Origin of the sequence: Limnohabitans sp. B9-3, assembly GCF_002778325.1 — a bacterium.
Taxonomy (GTDB): domain Bacteria; phylum Pseudomonadota; class Gammaproteobacteria; order Burkholderiales; family Burkholderiaceae_C; genus Limnohabitans; species Limnohabitans kasalickyi.
On the sequence record NZ_NESI01000005.1, the window covers coordinates 96,724 to 111,626 of the forward strand.

Below are 14,903 nucleotides of genomic sequence, written 5' to 3' on the forward strand. Positions count from 1 at the left end.
TGTTGGGTGAGTGACTGAATGTCGGTCATTTGAGTTTGCTCAAGCGTTCACGGGCAGCGTTGGCGGCCTCGGATTGGGGGTACATCTTGATGACGTCTTCGAAAGTTTTGCGAGCAGCCTTGATGTCTTTCAACTCCAATTGGCAGTTCGCGACCGACAGCATGGCTTCAGGCGCGCGCAGATGGTTGGGCGAGCCAACCAACAGGACCGAGAAGTTACGAATGGCTTCTTTGTACTCACGGTTGGCATATTGCGCATTGCCTAGCCAAAACAGCGAGGTATTGGCAAAACCGCTTTTGGGGTAACGGCGAATGAAATCACCCAAACTCGCGCTGGCGGAGGTGAAGTCGCCTTTGCGAAACTCAGCCACGGCCTCGTCATACGCACGCACCTCTGCGGGCTCGGCCAAAAACTCGACGCCATCCACTTTGGCTTTGACGGGTTCGAACTTACGCAAACGCTCGTCCACACCTTGCGCCAAATCTTTAGCTAAATTTTGTTGCTTGATGATTTCTTGTTTCAGCTCTTGTTTGAACTCTTGTTTCAGTTCTTCTTTTTCACCGCGCAACTGGGCCGCCTCTTTGCGAAGTGCCTCAAATTGGACTTGCTGGTCAAGCAAACTGCGTTGGAAAAGTTTGATTTCTTCACCTTGACGCTCCACCCGCTCACGCAAATCAATGATGGCACGGCGAGCTTCGTCGTCAGAAAACAAGGCGGCATGGGCAATAGGCGTGAGCCAAAGGCCCATGGCCAAGGCTGCAACGCGCAAAGTCAAAGCAACAGGGGTTTTCATCGGTAAGTGATCTCAGCACGACGGTTTTTAGCAAAAGCAGCTTCATCGCCCCCCTGAGCGGCTGGCTTTTCTTTGCCGTAACTCACCGCTTCCATTTGGTTATCTGGCACGCCCAAGACGCTCAACGCACGGCGCACGGCCTCGGAACGCTTCTGGCCCAAGCCCAAGTTGTACTCGCGGCCACCACGGTCGTCGGTATGGCCCTCGATGTTGGCGCGCAGGGTGCTGTCACCGCGCAAGTAACGCGCGTGGGCAGCCAAAGTTGCTTGGTAATCGGCACGCACGGTGAAGCTGTCGTAATCAAACAAGATCACGTTATCGACGCCCGCAGGACCTGGGCGCATGCCATTCGCGTTCAAGCCATTCAGACCCCGGGCGTCGAGGGCAGCACCTGCTGCACCGCTGCCTGGCAAATTAGCAGGTGAGCCAGAACGCTCGTCCACAGGCACCTCATCGAGCTTGACGCCCGATGCACAGCCTGACAAAACAGCGATCAAAGAAAGAAGCAAAAGGAATTTTTTCATAGAGGTCAGTGGTCAAAAAAAGAAGAAATTAAGGCTGGGCTTTGATAAAAGGGCCCCAATGCGGTTCACGCAAATCGCCCCCCTTGCCCGACAAACGCGCTTTGATGCGGCCGTCGAGAGTGGTGGTCATCAAGGCTTCACGCCCTTCTTGTTGCGTGGCAAAGGCAATCAAACGGCTGTTCGGTGCGAAGCTGGGGCGCTCGTCCGCGGAGGTGTCGCTGATGGCGCTCACGTTGCCGCTGGCAATGTCCATGATTTGCAATTTATAGGCGCTACCAATGCGTGACACGTAAGCCAGCCAACGCCCGTCAGGACTGACAGCTGGCGAAATGTTGTAAGAGCCATTGAACGTCACGCGATTGGCTGGGCCACCTTGCGCTGGCATGCGGTAAATCTGAGGTGAACCGCCACGGTCGCTGACAAAGTAAATGGCGGTGCCATCAGGAGAGAAAACTGGCTCGGTGTCGATGCCCGTGGACTGCGTCAAGCGGCGAGGTTCACCGCCTTTGGCGTCGATCACGAAAAGTTGTGAACCTCCATCGCGGGTCAAAGTCACCGCAAGGCTACGACCATCCGGCGACCAACTGGGCGAGCTGTTTGAGCCGCGGAAATTTGCCGCCACATGGCGCTTGCCGCTGGACACATCGTGCACATACACCACAGGCTTGCGTGACTCAAAAGACACATAGGCCAGCTGCCCACCTTGCGGCGACCAGCTGGGCGAAATGATGGGTTCGGGGCTGGTCAAGGCCGATTGCGCGTTTTCGCCATCGGCATCCGCAACCCACAAGTTATAACGGCCAGCGGCTTTGGTCACATAGGCAATCCGCGTCGAAAAAACGCCACGGTCACCTGTGAGTTTTTCGTACACAAAATCAGCAATGCGGTGGGCGGCCAAACGCAAATCGGCAGGGGGCACGGTGTAGCTCATCGCGCCCAAGTCTTGGTTACGCACCGCGTCCCACAAGCGAATGCGCACATCAAAACGGCCGTCGTTCATGCGGCTCACGCTGCCCGTCAGCAAAGCATCTGCGCCTTTTTGACGCAAACCGCTGAGGTCTGGACGTTCGGTTTCGTCGGACGAACGGTCGGCCGTTAACCCACGAAATTGACCGCTACGCTCCAAGTCGGCTTGCACGATGGCGGCCATCTTCTGGGGTGAGGCGTCTTCGCCACGCAAAGGCGCAAAGGCAATGGGCACTTGGGTCATACCCACGCCAGAAACTTCGACGCGGAACTGCGCCCATGCGGGCACGGCCAACACGCAGGCCGTCAAAAAGCTAAGAGCGGTTCGCAAGCATTTCAAGGTCATGTGGTTTTCAGCAGTCAGTGAGTGAACGCCTGATTTTAGTGCGTGAGCGAGTGGCGATAATGTGACATAACTCGCTGAACGACAAATCTTCCATGATTCATCCCGAAAACACCGTTGCAACCGACTCTTTGTGGATCAGACTGCGACGTGTTGCACCTTGGTTTTCGGGACACCCAGGCACCTTGGTTTTGGCCATATTGGGCATTTTGATTGGTTCAGCGACAGAGCCTGCCATTCCGGCCTTGATGAAACCCTTGTTGGACAAAGGCTTCCAGCAAGGCGATTTAGACCTCTGGAAAATCCCTGTGGTCTTGCTGCTGCTCTTTGGCGTGCGCGGTTTTGCGGGTTTTGTGGCCAGTTATTGCTTGGCCCGTATCACCAACGCCTCGCTCGAAACCATTCGTCAGCGCTTGTTTGAAAAGCTGTTGCGTGCCGACCCTCATTTGTTTCAAAACAAACACGCCAGTGGGCTCACGAACTCCATCGTCTATGAGGTCAATGCTGGCGCATCGCAATTGGTTTCCACCATGCTGGCTTTGGCCAAAGACTCGGTCACCTTGGTGGCGCTGCTGGGTTACTTGCTTTATATCAATTGGCATCTGACCCTGATTGTGTTCGCCATTTTTCCACCTATCGCTTGGGTGGTTAAAACGCTAACGCGTCGCCTAGACCGCGTCATGCGTGCCGGCCAAGACGCCACCGACGCTTTGGCTTATGTGGTGGAAGAAAACGTGCTGGCTTACCGCATGGTGCGGTTGCACAACGCACAAACCAGTCAAACCGCCAAGTTTTCTGACGTCAACCACAAGCTACGCCAGTTGGCGCTCAAGTCGGTCGTGGCCAATTCGGTCATGACGCCGTTGATCCAAATGCTGGCTGCCTTGGCGCTGTCAGCTGTGATCACCATGGCCATTTGGCAAGGCACGCATAGCCCCAGTCAACCCGCGGTGACGGTGGGCAGTTTTGCCGCGTTCATCACCGCCATGCTGATGCTCATTTCGCCCATCAAGCATTTGTCCGAGGTGGTGGCCAGCTTGACGCGTGGCATCACCTCACTCGAACGTGGCCTCAACCTGCTGACACAAGTGGCAGACGAAAGCCAAGGCACGCATACCAGCACGCAAGTGCGCGGCGAAATCAGGTTTGACAACGTCACTTTGCAGTACCCCAGTGCCACGCAACCGGCCCTGAACAACGTCAGCTTGACCATTTATCCTGGCCAAACGGTGGCTTTGGTCGGCCCCTCCGGCTCAGGCAAAACCAGTTTGGCTAACTTGCTGCCCCGCTTTTTAGAACCCACCCGTGGCCAAGTCAGTTTGGACGGCGTGAAGTTGCAAGACTGGTCGCTGGCCAGCCTGCGCAGCCAAGTGGCCTATGTCAGCCAAGATGTGGTGATGTTCAACGACACCGTGGCGCACAACATTGCCCTTGGCGAAGTGTTGGACACAGACCGCCTATGGCGCGCCCTAGAAGCCGCCAATTTGGCCGACTTTGTGCGCGCCCTTCCCTCGCAAGAAAAAACCTTGGTTGGCCACAACGCCACGCAGCTCTCGGGCGGCCAGCGTCAACGTTTGGCCATTGCCCGCGCCCTTTACAAGGACGCTCCTGTGTTGATCTTGGACGAAGCCACCTCAGCGCTGGACACGGCCTCAGAGCAAGCCGTCAAAAACGCACTCAAGACCTTGATGCAAGGCCGCACCTCGCTGGTCATTGCGCATCGTTTGTCCACCATTGAGCATGCCGATGTGATCGTGGTGATGCAAGCGGGGGAAGTGGTGGAGATGGGAACGCATGAGGCGCTCATGAACCGGCAGGGTTCTTATGCAGCACTCCACACGGCAAACGATGTGATCACCTCCTCTTCCACGCCTTTTATTTCAGATAGCGAGCCAGTATGAGCCTAGCGTCCATCAGCGGTTTCACCTTCATACGCAACGGCGTAGAACTCGGTTTTCCATTTGAGGCGTCCATTCGGTCTTTGCTGCCTTTGGTCGATGAGTTTGTGGTGGTCGTTGGCCACAGCAACGACGACACGTTAGCGCGTGTGATAGCCATCGACTCACCCAAAATTCGCATCATCGAAACCATCTGGAACGAACGCATGGCAGACCGTGGCTTTGTTTACGCCCAGCAAAAAATGATCGCCCAATACGCGTGCACAGGCGATTGGGCGTTTTATTTAGAAGGCGACGAGTTGGTGCATGAAGCGGAGTTAGCCAAGATTCGCACCAGCGTTGAGCAGCACCATGGCAACCCCGCAGTCGAGGCATTGGTCTTTGATTACTTCCACTTTTATGGAACGCCCGAGTTTGTGGCCAACAGCCCTGCTTGGTATCGCCGTGAATGCCGCTTGATTCGCAACACCATTCGCTCCTATGCACCTGATGGCCAATATTGGTTGATCACGGGTGACCATAAAAAACCGCGCAATCCTCAGGCTGCTTTGGCCAATGCGCATATCTACCACTACGGTTGGGTGCGTAGCAACGAGGCGATGCAAAAGAAACTCGACCAAGTCAGCAAGTTTTGGTCGCACGGCGCACCCGTCGTTCGTTACAGTCAATTTGATGCGCAAGTCTTGCAGCCATTCACGGGAACGCATCCAGAGCTGGTCAAACCTTGGCTAGAGAGCTCAGCAGAAACAAGCTTCACGATTGACCCCGCTTACCAGCTTAGTAAGCGCGAAAAACGTCATCGCTGGTTGATGAAGCTTGAAAAAGCGTTCGGATTAGATTTCAGCCGCAAACACTTCAAACTGGTCGCGTGAGAACAAACTGCGCATGAACACAAGCGCAGTAAACGCTTTACAGCAGCACAATATCGTATTGCTCCTGCGCCATCGCCGCCTCCGGCTGCAGAGAAATGGGTTTGCCGATGAAGTCGCTCAAGCCAGCCAAGTGCTGACTTTCTTCATCCAACAGCACGTCGATCACGCCCGGCGAGGCAATTACGCGGAACTCGCGGGGGTTGAACTGACGAGCTTCGCGCAAGATTTCGCGCAAGATGTCGTAAGTCACCGTGCGGGCCGTCTTGACGCTGCCTTTGCCCTCGCACACGGGGCAGGCTTCACACAGCATGTGGGCCAGTGATTCGCGGGTGCGCTTGCGCGTCATCTCCACCAAACCCAAGGCTGAAAACCCGCTGACCATGGTTTTGACGCGGTCACGCGCGAGTTGTTTGCGGAACTCGGCCAACACGGCCTCGCGGTGGTCTTCACGGGTCATGTCGATGAAGTCGGCAATGACGATGCCACCCAAATTGCGCAAGCGCAGTTGACGCGCAATCGCGCCTGCAGCTTCCAGGTTGGTTTTGAAAATGGTTTCGTCAAAATTGCGCGCACCGACAAAGCCACCGGTGTTCACATCCACCGTGGTCAGCGCCTCGGTTTGGTCCACGATGAGGTAGCCGCCGGATTTGAGGTCCACGCGTCGGCCCAAGGCTTTGGCCACTTCTTCGTCGATGTTGAAGAGGTCAAAAATCGGCCGCTCACCTTTGTAGAGTTGCAGCTTTTGCACCGATGAGGGCGTGAACTCCACGCCAAAGGCTTGCAGCTTGGCAAATTGCTCGGCCGAGTCAATGCGAATGGTTTGTGTGGCTTCACCCACCAAGTCGCGCAGCACGCGCTGCAACAAACTCAGATCTTGGTGCAGCAGCGACTTTGGCGGCATACGGGTCGAAGCGTCTTTGATGCGTGCCCACGTCTTTCGCAGATAAGCAATGTCTTCACCCAAGGCCGCATCATCGGCCTCTTCACCATTGGTGCGCAAAATGAAGCCACCGGTTTGTCCGTTCGGAGCACCCGCATCGGCCAGGGCTTGCAGGCGACGACGCAGGGCTTCGCGCTGTTCGAGCGGAATTTTTTGAGATACGCCAATGTGTTGGTCTTGCGGCAAAAACACCAGCAAGCGCCCCGCGATGCTGATTTGTGACGACAAACGCGCGCCTTTGGTGCCAATCGGGTCTTTGATGACTTGCACCAAGATGGACTGGCCTTCAAACACCTGTTTCTCAATGGGCACCACAGGCGCTGGCTCACCTTTTTCGGTGTCGGCATGACGGGCAGACACGCTGCTCATTAAATCCGCCACATGCAAGAACGCGGCGCGCTCTAAGCCAATGTCGATGAAGGCCGATTGCATGCCTGGCAGCACACGCGCCACTTTGCCTAAATAGACGTTGCCCACCAAACCGCGCTCTAAGGTGCGCTCTACATGCAACTCTTGCACAGCGCCCGTTTCGACCACCGCCACGCGGGTTTCTTGGGGCGACCAGTTGATCAAAATATCTTGTTGCATGGACATGGACTGAGCGTTGAACCGCGGTTAAGCCTTGAAACCAAACTCACGCAACAGCTGCGCAGTCTCGAACATCGGCAAACCCATGATGCCAGAGTAACTGCCACTGATGTGCTCGATGTAGGCCGCCGCCCTGCCCTGCACCGCATAGGCGCCGGCTTTGCCCATGGGCTCGCCGCTGGCCACATAAGCTTGGATTTGGGCGCGTGTGAGCGTGGCAAAGCGCACGTTGGATACGCTTAAAGCTTGCGCGATCTTTGGCGGTTTACCGGTTTTAGAAGCCGTTTTTGTTGCACACCCCATCGCCACCGATGTCAGCACGCGGTGGGTCTGTCCGCTCAATGCACCCAAAATTTGGGCGGCATGCTTGGCGTCATCCGGTTTGCCCAAAATGGTTTTACCCAAAGCCACCGTGGTGTCACTGCACAGCACGGGTGCAAGCGGCAAGCCACGACGCGCCATGCGGCTCAGCGCAGCGTCGAGTTTGAGCAGGGTCACGCGCTGCACATAGGCACGCGGGGCTTCCCCGGGCAACACCACCTCAAGCGCTTCAGCGTCTTCGGAGTCGTCGGCCAACAGCAACTCGTAACGCACCCCCAATTGCTCCAGCAACTGGCGGCGGCGTGGGCTTTGAGAAGCCAAATAAACGAATTGAGATGCAGGCATGGTGAGTTTTTTTGGCGAGGTTTGTGGAAGAAGCAGATTTCTAAAGCGCTGTGATCTCGGCAAACAGGCGCTGTTCACTCGCGGTGATACGGGTGGTTCGCGTTGATCGACCATGCGCGGTAAAGCTGCTCCACCAACAACACGCGCACCATGGCATGTGGCAAGGTCAAATCGGAAATGCGAATGCGCTCATGTGCGGCTTGTTTGAACGCGGGGTCTAAGCCATCGGGTCCGCCAATCACCAAGGCCACATCTTCGGCTTCGATTTGCCAATGTTTGAGCTTGGCAGCCAAGGCCACGGTGGTGAGGTTGGTGCCACGCTCGTCTAAGGCCACGATGCGGCAGCCACGCGGAATAGCGGCCTCAATGCGCTCGCGCTCGGCGGCGTAGATGGTTTCTAGCGTTTTAGAGCTGCGCGGCTCGGTTTTAACGGCCTTGAGCTCGACTTTGATCTCCGAAGGAAACCGCTTGGCGTAATCGTCCCAAGCGGTTTGCGCCCAGTCGGGCACACGTTGGCCGACGGCGACCACCCACAGCTTCATGCTTTGCGGGCAGGTGTCTTCTTCGCAGCCACACGGTTACCAGCAGGCTTGCCTGCTGGCTTACCTGCGGAGGTCGAGGCGGTACGTGCAGCAGTTTTGGAGGCCGATTTAGCGCCCTTCAAACCCACCGTTTTCACGGGCAGCTTGGCTGCGGGTTTGTCGGCTGTCTTGGCGGCCGGCTTGCGAGTTGCCGTTGTTTTAGCGGCTGCAGCTTTGGGCGCAGCGCTCTTGGCTGCAGGTTTAGCGGCCGACTTGGCGGAAGCAGCTTTGGCAGCAGCACCGCGAGCAGCTTTAGGAGCTGCTTTGTCAAAGGCTTTGTCAGCAGTTTTACCCGCTGATTTAGCACCTGCTTTTTTGGCCGCAGCCTTCTTAGGCGCTGGCTCTTTGGGTTCTGGTGCGGCAGGTTTGGGCGCGCCAAACTTCAAACGCACAGGCTTGCTGCCCCAAATTTCTTCGAGGTTGTAGTAGCCACGGATGGTCGGCTGCATGATGTGAACCACCACAGCGCCGCAATCCACAATGATCCATTCGCCGTTGTCTTCGCCTTCGATGCGTGGCTTAGAAAAGCCTGCATCGCGCACCTTGTCGCGCACGCTGGCGGCCAAGGCTTTGGTTTGACGGTTCGAGGTACCCGAGGCGATGATCACGCGCTCAAACAGTGAGGACAGTTGCTCGGTGTCGTACACCCCCAAGTCTTGGGCCTTCACATCCTCCAAAGCATCCACAACGATGCGTTGCAGTTTTTGAACATCTTTTTTGCCAGCGGTTTCGGTCATCGGTCTAATCGGTAAAGTCTGTGTTGATCTACGTAGTGCTGCACAGGGGCAGACAACCACTCATGCAGAGGTGCAACTTGGGTTTGCGAGCCGTGAGCCAGGTGCGACCGAATTTCGGTGGCGCTGATGGGCAAGCTCGGCATGTCCAAGATTTGTACGTCGGGGGATACCGCATTGTGCCACTGTGCGTCGGTCTTGCGATTTTCGCCCACGTCATCTAACGGCCGTTGGGCCACCACCAAGGTGGCCAGCTGCAAAATTTCTTGCCAACGGTGCCAAGTTTGGAAGGCACGCGCTTGGTCGGCACCGATGAACAAAAACAACTTGGCGTTGGGGTATTCAAGCTGCAAGTCGTTCAGAGTGTCCACCGTGAAGGTTGGGCCATCGCGTTCGATTTCACGGGCGTCCACCCAGGCTTGAGGCAGTTCGGCAAAGGCCAAACGCGTCATGGCCAATCGGTGCGGTGCGGCCGTGAGTGAGCGGGTTTTATGCCACGCTTGCCCCGTGGGAATGATCAACAAACGATCCAGCGCAAACTGCGCCACCGCACGTCGCGCCAGCGCCAAATGTGCCAAATGCGGCGGGTCAAACGCCCCGCCAAATACCCCCAACCGAACGATGTCGGTGTCAGGCATGCGAACCCAACCAGTCGCGTGGCACTAAAAATTCATGCAGCAAGGCGTGTTCTGGCGAGCCGGGCTCGGGCTGGTGTTGGTACGACCAGCTCACCAACGGTGGCATGGACAACAAAATAGACTCGGTGCGCCCGCCCGACTGCAAGCCAAAGTGGGTGCCGCGGTCCCACACCAAGTTGAACTCCACATAGCGGCCCCGGCGATACAGCTGGTGCGCGCGCTCGCGCTCACCATAAGGCGTGTGCTCGCGACGCTCCACAATGGGCATGTAGGCATGGATCAAAGCGTCGCCGACGCTGCGCAGCATGTCAAAGCTGCGTTCAAAGCCAAGCTCGGAAAAATCGTCAAAGAAGATGCCGCCAACGCCGCGCTGCTCGTTGCGGTGCTTGTTGCAAAAATAGTCGTCACACCAAGTTTTAAAGCGTGGGTAAAGTCCCTCGCCAAACGGCGCCAGCGCGTCGCGACAGGTTTGGTGGAAATGGACCGCGTCTTCAGCAAAGCCGTAATACGGCGTCAGGTCCATGCCACCACCAAACCAAGCCACGGTCTTACCATTGGCAGGGGTCGCTGCAATCATGCGCACGTTCATGTGAACCGTGGGCACATATGGGTTGCGCGGATGAAACACCAACGACATGCCCATGGCCTCAAACGGCGCACCGGCCAGCTCGGGGCGGTGCTGCGTGGCCGAGGGTGGCAACTTAGGGCCAGACACATGCGAGAAGCCGCAACCTGCGCGCTCGAACACAGGGCCATTTTCTAAAATTTGGGTGATCCCGTTGCCTTGCAACTGCTCGCCTGGGCCTTTTTCCCACGGATCAACCAAGAAAGTACCGCCGTCTTTGGCCGCAATTGCGCTTGTGATGCGGCTTTGCAAACCCATCAAGTAATCGCGGGCGGCTGTAACGACACGGGTGTGGGAGGAAGAGTCAGAAGTGCTCATACGATGCGCGTGGTTAAGGGTTAGATCGAGGGGGCAATGGCTGTATGGGCGCGACCTGCGACGGATGAAAACCGCCTACGCCGGCATAGGCTTTGGCCAAGTGCGCGTAGTCCGCCTGCACATCTCCCGTGAGGTGCATGAACTGGTCAAAATGCGCCTCTTTTTTGGCGTAATCAATGCGCAGCATACACACAGGTACATCGGCACCAAGCGCCAATTGGTAAAAGCCACTGCGCCAGCCTGGGGTGAGTTTGCGTGTGCCCTCAGGCGACAGTGCCAGCCACAAATAGCGGCCGTCTTGTTTGTATTGTTTGAGCACATTCACCATCTCACCCACCACCCCTTTGGGCGACGAGCGGTCGATGGGTGTGCCACCAATCCAACGCAGCCACCGTCCAAAGACAGGGATGCGAAACAAACTGTCTTTGGCGAAAAACTGCACCTGCAAGCCAATGGCCCACTTGACCGGCATCATCACCACGAAATCCCAGTTGCTGGTGTGCGGGTAACCCACGAGCACACCTTGCGCGGCCGGTAAGCCGTTGAACACATAACGCCAGCCAATCAGCCTCAGAAAAGCGCGCGCTAAACGGCTGCCTTTGAACTCAATGGATGCGTCAACAGGCGACTTTGCGCGGGTATCAACTGACATATCCGCGAACACTCAACGCGCAATGGCGCGGTAGCCAATGTCGGTGCGGTACTGCACACCGTCAAAATGAATGCCTTTGGCAGCGTCATACGCCAATTGCTGCGCTAGCTTGATGGTGCCGCCCAAAGCGGTCACGCACAACACGCGTCCACCGGTGGTGGTGATCAAACCATCCACCATCTGGGTGCCTGCGTGGAACACCACAGCGTCGTCGGTGTCTTGGGGCAAACCACCAATGACATCGCCTTTGCGCGGGTTCATGGGATAGCCGAAGGCCGCCATCACCACGCCGACGGCGGTGCGACGGTCCCAATCCAGCGCAAAGTCGTCAAAACGATCTTCGGTGTTGTTGGCTGTGGCGGCCATCAACACATCGACCAAATCGGTCTTCAAGCGCATCATGATGGGTTGCGTTTCGGGGTCGCCCATGCGGCAGTTGAACTCCAGCGTTTTAACTTGACCTTGTGGGTCAATCATCAAGCCTGCGTACAAGAAGCCAGTGAACGGAATGCCGTCTTTTTCCATGCCCTTGATGGTAGGCAAAATGATTTCGCGCATGGCGCGGGCGTGTACTTCGGGTGTGACCACGGGGGCTGGCGAATACGCGCCCATGCCGCCGGTATTGGGGCCAAGGTCTGCGTCAAGCAAGCGCTTGTGGTCTTGGCTGGTGGCCAAAGGCAACACGGTTTTGCCATCGCACATGACGATGAAACTGGCTTCTTCACCTTGCAAAAACTCTTCGATGACGACCCTTGCGCCACCTTCGTTGTGGCTCACACCCAGCTTGTTGTCGAGCAGCATGAAGTCAATCGCTTCGTGGGCCTCGGCGGCGGTCATCGCTACCACCACGCCCTTGCCGGCCGCCAAACCATCGGCCTTCACCACAATCGGTGCACCCTTGGCGTTGACGTAATCGTGCGCGGCTTGCGCGTCAGTGAAGGTGTCGTATTCAGCTGTTGGGATGTTGTGACGCTTCATGAACGCTTTGCTGAACGCCTTTGAGCTTTCCAGCTGCGCTGCGGCCTTGGTCGGGCCAAATATGCGCATGCCGTGGGCGCGAAACTCGTCGACCACGCCAGCAGCCAAAGGCGTTTCGGGACCAACAACGGTCAACTCAACGCCCTCGGCTTGCGCAAACTCGCGCAAGGCTTTGACATCGGTGATGGGTACATTTTGCAAGCGCTTGTCGCGTGCCGTGCCGCCGTTGCCGGGGGCCACAAACACTTTTTGCACCTTGTTGGATTGGGCAATCTTCCAAGCCAACGCGTGCTCGCGGCCACCGCCGCCAATGACTAAGACGTTCATAGTGCAGCGTTGTGATAGACCTCTTGCACATCGTCAAGGTCTTCCAGCGCGTCCAGGAGTTTTTGCATTTTCACAGCGTCATCACCTTCGATCTCGATGGTGTTGTCTGCACGGTAAGTCACCTCGGCCACCTCAGGCTTGAGGCCCGCAGCTTCCAAAGCGTTTTTGACAGCTTCAAAGCTGGTGGGCGGCGTCAGCACTTCAATGGCGCCATCGTCATCGGTGATCACATCGTCCGCACCCGCTTCAAGCGCGATTTCCATGATTTGGTCTTCGTTGCTGCCCGGCGCAAAAATCATCTGGCCGCAATGCTTGAACTGAAAAGCCACCGACCCTTCGGTGCCCATGTTGCCGCCGTGCTTGCTGAACGCAAAACGCACATCGGCCACGGTACGCACGCGGTTGTCGGTCATGGTGTCGACGATGATCGCCGCGCCACCAATGCCGTAGCCCTCGTAACGAATCTCTTCGTAGCTCACGCCTTCGAGGTTGCCCGTAGCCTTGTCGATGTTGCGCTTGATGTTGTCAGCGGGCATGTTGGCCGCTTTGGCTTTTTCAACCGCCAAACGCAGGCGGGGGTTGATGTCCAACTCGGCACCGCCTAGACGGGCAGCCACCATGATTTCGCGGATCAGACGCGTCCAGATGCGCCCGCGTTTGTCGTCTTGTCGACCCTTGCGGTGTTGAATATTTGCCCATTTGCTATGGCCGGCCATCAGAAATCCTCATGAGTTGAATTAACCTTAAGACATTATTTTACTTTTCAAGTGATGGAGAACTTTCGATGGCCGAACCGATGCTGATTGCGCTGCACAAGACTACGGAATGCCACATGCTTCCAGCACTCGCCAACCGCCACGGTCTCATCACCGGTGCCACCGGAACAGGCAAAACCGTCACCCTGCAAACGCTGGCCGAAGGCTTCTCCAAAATGGGCGTGCCGGTGTTCATGGCCGACGTGAAAGGTGACTTAGCTGGCATCAGCCAGTCGGGGGCGATTCCTCCGAAATTAGCAGCCTCGCTGCAAGAGCGCGGTGTGCCCATGCCTACACCGCTCGCCTGCCCCACCACGCTGTGGGACGTGTTCGGCAAAACCGGACATCCCGTGCGCGCCACCATCACCGACATGGGGCCGCTGCTCTTGGGCCGCATGCTCAACCTGAACGACACACAAGCTGGTGTGCTCAACCTCGTGTTCAAAATCGCCGACGACCAAGGCTTGCTGCTGCTCGACCTCAAAGACCTGCGCGCCATGCTGCAACATGTGGGCGAACATGCGCGCGACTTCACCACCCAATACGGCAACGTCAGCGCCGCCAGCATTGGCGCCATTCAACGCGGCTTGCTTGAAATTGAAACACAGGGTGGCGACGCCTTTTTTGGCGAGCCCATGCTCAACATCCAAGACTTCATGCAAACCGACGCCAAAGGCATGGGTGTGATCAACCTCTTGTCTGCCGACAAGTTGATGAACGCGCCGCGCCTGTACGGCACCTTTTTGCTATGGATGCTGTCGGAGTTGTTCGAGCAACTGCCAGAGATTGGCGACCCTGAAAAACCCAAAATGGTGTTCTTCTTTGATGAGGCGCATTTGTTGTTCAACGAAGCGCCCAAGGTGCTGATTGAGCGCATCGAACTGCTGGTGCGCCTGATTCGCTCCAAAGGCGTGGGTGTGTATTTTGTGACGCAAAACCCGCTGGACGTGCCCGACACCGTGCTGGGCCAGTTGGGCAACCGCGTGCAGCACGCCCTACGTGCCTTTACACCGCGTGACCAAAAAGCCGTCAAAGCCACCGCGCAAACCATGCGCGGCAAAGCAGGCCTCGACATTGAAAAAGCCATCACCGAGCTGGGCGTAGGCGAAGCCTTGGTCAGCTTGCTCGACGCCAAAGGCCGCCCATCTGAGACCGAACAGGTCTATGTGCTGCTGCCCGGCAGCCAACTCGGCCCCATCACGTCGGAACAACGCCAAGCCTTGCTGGCCAACTCGCTGGTGGCGGGGGTGTACGAGCAAGTGATCGACCGCGAATCAGCCTACGAGCGCCTCAAAGGTGCTGGGCCAGCCAACAGCACAAACAGCACGACAAGTGGTTCAGCAACTTCAGATGCACAAGGCCAAGGTGCGTCTGTCGCGAACACCCCTGCCGGCCTACCCGCCGCTCCCTCGATGACAGACCAAGTACTGTCTGGCTTAGGCGACGCCCTCTTTGGCTCCACCGGTCCACGCGGTGGCCAACACCAAGGTTTGGCACAAATGATGGTGAAGTCTGCCGTACGCAACATCGGCTCAGCTGTGGGCCGAGAAATTGTGCGGGGGGTAATGGGCAGTATTTTGGGTGGACGTAAGCGTTAAGCCACTTCAACCAGGCTCAAGATAGGTGCAATAAAAAACGCCGCCTGTGTAAACACAGACGGCGTTTTGACTTATCAGGCGTGATCGGAGCGGGTTGGAACCCGCAG

15 protein-coding genes are annotated in these 14,903 nt (G+C 57.0%); 3 read left to right on the plus strand and 12 right to left on the minus strand.

Annotated features, from left to right (window positions below):
* Positions 1-25: 25 nt before the first annotated feature.
* The 3 genes from ybgF to tolB are packed head-to-tail and all read right to left on the minus strand — an operon-like array spanning position 26 to position 2,629.
* Complete coding sequence (gene ybgF, locus B9Z42_RS09565; RefSeq protein WP_100133153.1) at positions 26-793, minus strand: tol-pal system protein YbgF; 768 nt, start codon at positions 791-793, stop codon at positions 26-28.
* A complete protein-coding gene (gene pal, locus B9Z42_RS09570; RefSeq protein ID WP_199172016.1) occupies positions 790-1,317 on the minus strand; it encodes a peptidoglycan-associated lipoprotein Pal in 528 nt (175 codons plus the stop codon). The genes ybgF and pal overlap by 4 nt, the downstream gene beginning before the upstream one ends.
* Positions 1,318-1,345: 28 nt before the next feature.
* On the minus strand, positions 1,346-2,629 hold the full coding sequence (gene tolB / locus B9Z42_RS09575; RefSeq protein ID WP_100133155.1) for a Tol-Pal system beta propeller repeat protein TolB: 1,284 nt from the start codon (positions 2,627-2,629) through the stop codon (positions 1,346-1,348).
* Between the two features lie 92 nt (positions 2,630-2,721).
* Between tolB and msbA the strand changes: the two genes are divergently transcribed.
* Entirely contained in the window at positions 2,722-4,527 is a 1,806-nt protein-coding gene (gene msbA, locus B9Z42_RS09580; RefSeq protein ID WP_100133156.1) for a lipid A export permease/ATP-binding protein MsbA, read from the plus strand.
* On the plus strand, positions 4,524-5,396 hold the full coding sequence (locus B9Z42_RS09585) for a glycosyltransferase (protein ID WP_100133157.1): 873 nt from the start codon (positions 4,524-4,526) through the stop codon (positions 5,394-5,396). Before msbA ends, B9Z42_RS09585 begins: the two co-directional genes overlap by 4 nt.
* Positions 5,397-5,433: 37 nt before the next feature.
* Here B9Z42_RS09585 and rng read toward each other — a convergent pair whose 3' ends face one another.
* The 9 genes from rng to B9Z42_RS09630 all read right to left on the minus strand — a co-directional run bounded on the left by rng (position 5,434) and on the right by B9Z42_RS09630 (position 13,159).
* Complete coding sequence (rng, locus tag B9Z42_RS09590) at positions 5,434-6,924, minus strand: ribonuclease G (RefSeq protein ID WP_100133285.1); 1,491 nt, start codon at positions 6,922-6,924, stop codon at positions 5,434-5,436.
* A 27-nt stretch (positions 6,925-6,951) separates the two neighbouring features.
* Positions 6,952-7,590: a nucleoside triphosphate pyrophosphatase gene (locus tag B9Z42_RS09595; RefSeq protein WP_100133158.1), complete on the minus strand. Its 639-nt coding sequence runs from the start codon at positions 7,588-7,590 to the stop codon at positions 6,952-6,954.
* Between the two features lie 74 nt (positions 7,591-7,664).
* Entirely contained in the window at positions 7,665-8,132 is a 468-nt protein-coding gene (gene rlmH, locus B9Z42_RS09600) for a 23S rRNA (pseudouridine(1915)-N(3))-methyltransferase RlmH (protein WP_100133159.1), read from the minus strand.
* Entirely contained in the window at positions 8,129-8,908 is a 780-nt protein-coding gene (rsfS, locus tag B9Z42_RS09605; RefSeq protein WP_100133160.1) for a ribosome silencing factor, read from the minus strand. Before rsfS ends, rlmH begins: the two co-directional genes overlap by 4 nt.
* On the minus strand, positions 8,905-9,543 hold the full coding sequence (gene nadD, locus B9Z42_RS09610) for a nicotinate (nicotinamide) nucleotide adenylyltransferase (RefSeq protein WP_100133161.1): 639 nt from the start codon (positions 9,541-9,543) through the stop codon (positions 8,905-8,907). Before nadD ends, rsfS begins: the two co-directional genes overlap by 4 nt.
* Complete coding sequence (gene hemF / locus B9Z42_RS09615; protein WP_100133162.1) at positions 9,536-10,486, minus strand: oxygen-dependent coproporphyrinogen oxidase; 951 nt, start codon at positions 10,484-10,486, stop codon at positions 9,536-9,538. Before hemF ends, nadD begins: the two co-directional genes overlap by 8 nt.
* A 13-nt stretch (positions 10,487-10,499) precedes the next feature.
* The gene (locus B9Z42_RS09620) at positions 10,500-11,138 is read right to left on the minus strand and encodes a 1-acyl-sn-glycerol-3-phosphate acyltransferase (RefSeq protein WP_100133163.1); all 639 of its coding nucleotides are present in this window, start codon (positions 11,136-11,138) and stop codon (positions 10,500-10,502) included.
* Positions 11,139-11,150: 12 nt separating this feature from the next.
* On the minus strand, positions 11,151-12,443 hold the full coding sequence (gene purD / locus B9Z42_RS09625; protein ID WP_100133164.1) for a phosphoribosylamine--glycine ligase: 1,293 nt from the start codon (positions 12,441-12,443) through the stop codon (positions 11,151-11,153).
* Positions 12,440-13,159, minus strand: coding sequence for a YebC/PmpR family DNA-binding transcriptional regulator (locus B9Z42_RS09630; protein WP_100133165.1), 720 nt, complete (start codon positions 13,157-13,159; stop codon positions 12,440-12,442). The genes purD and B9Z42_RS09630 overlap by 4 nt, the downstream gene beginning before the upstream one ends.
* A gap of 68 nt (positions 13,160-13,227) precedes the next feature.
* On the opposite strand from B9Z42_RS09630, the gene B9Z42_RS09635 reads away from it, so the two are divergent.
* On the plus strand, positions 13,228-14,796 hold the full coding sequence (locus B9Z42_RS09635) for a helicase HerA-like domain-containing protein (protein ID WP_100133166.1): 1,569 nt from the start codon (positions 13,228-13,230) through the stop codon (positions 14,794-14,796).
* Positions 14,797-14,903 lie beyond the last annotated feature (107 nt).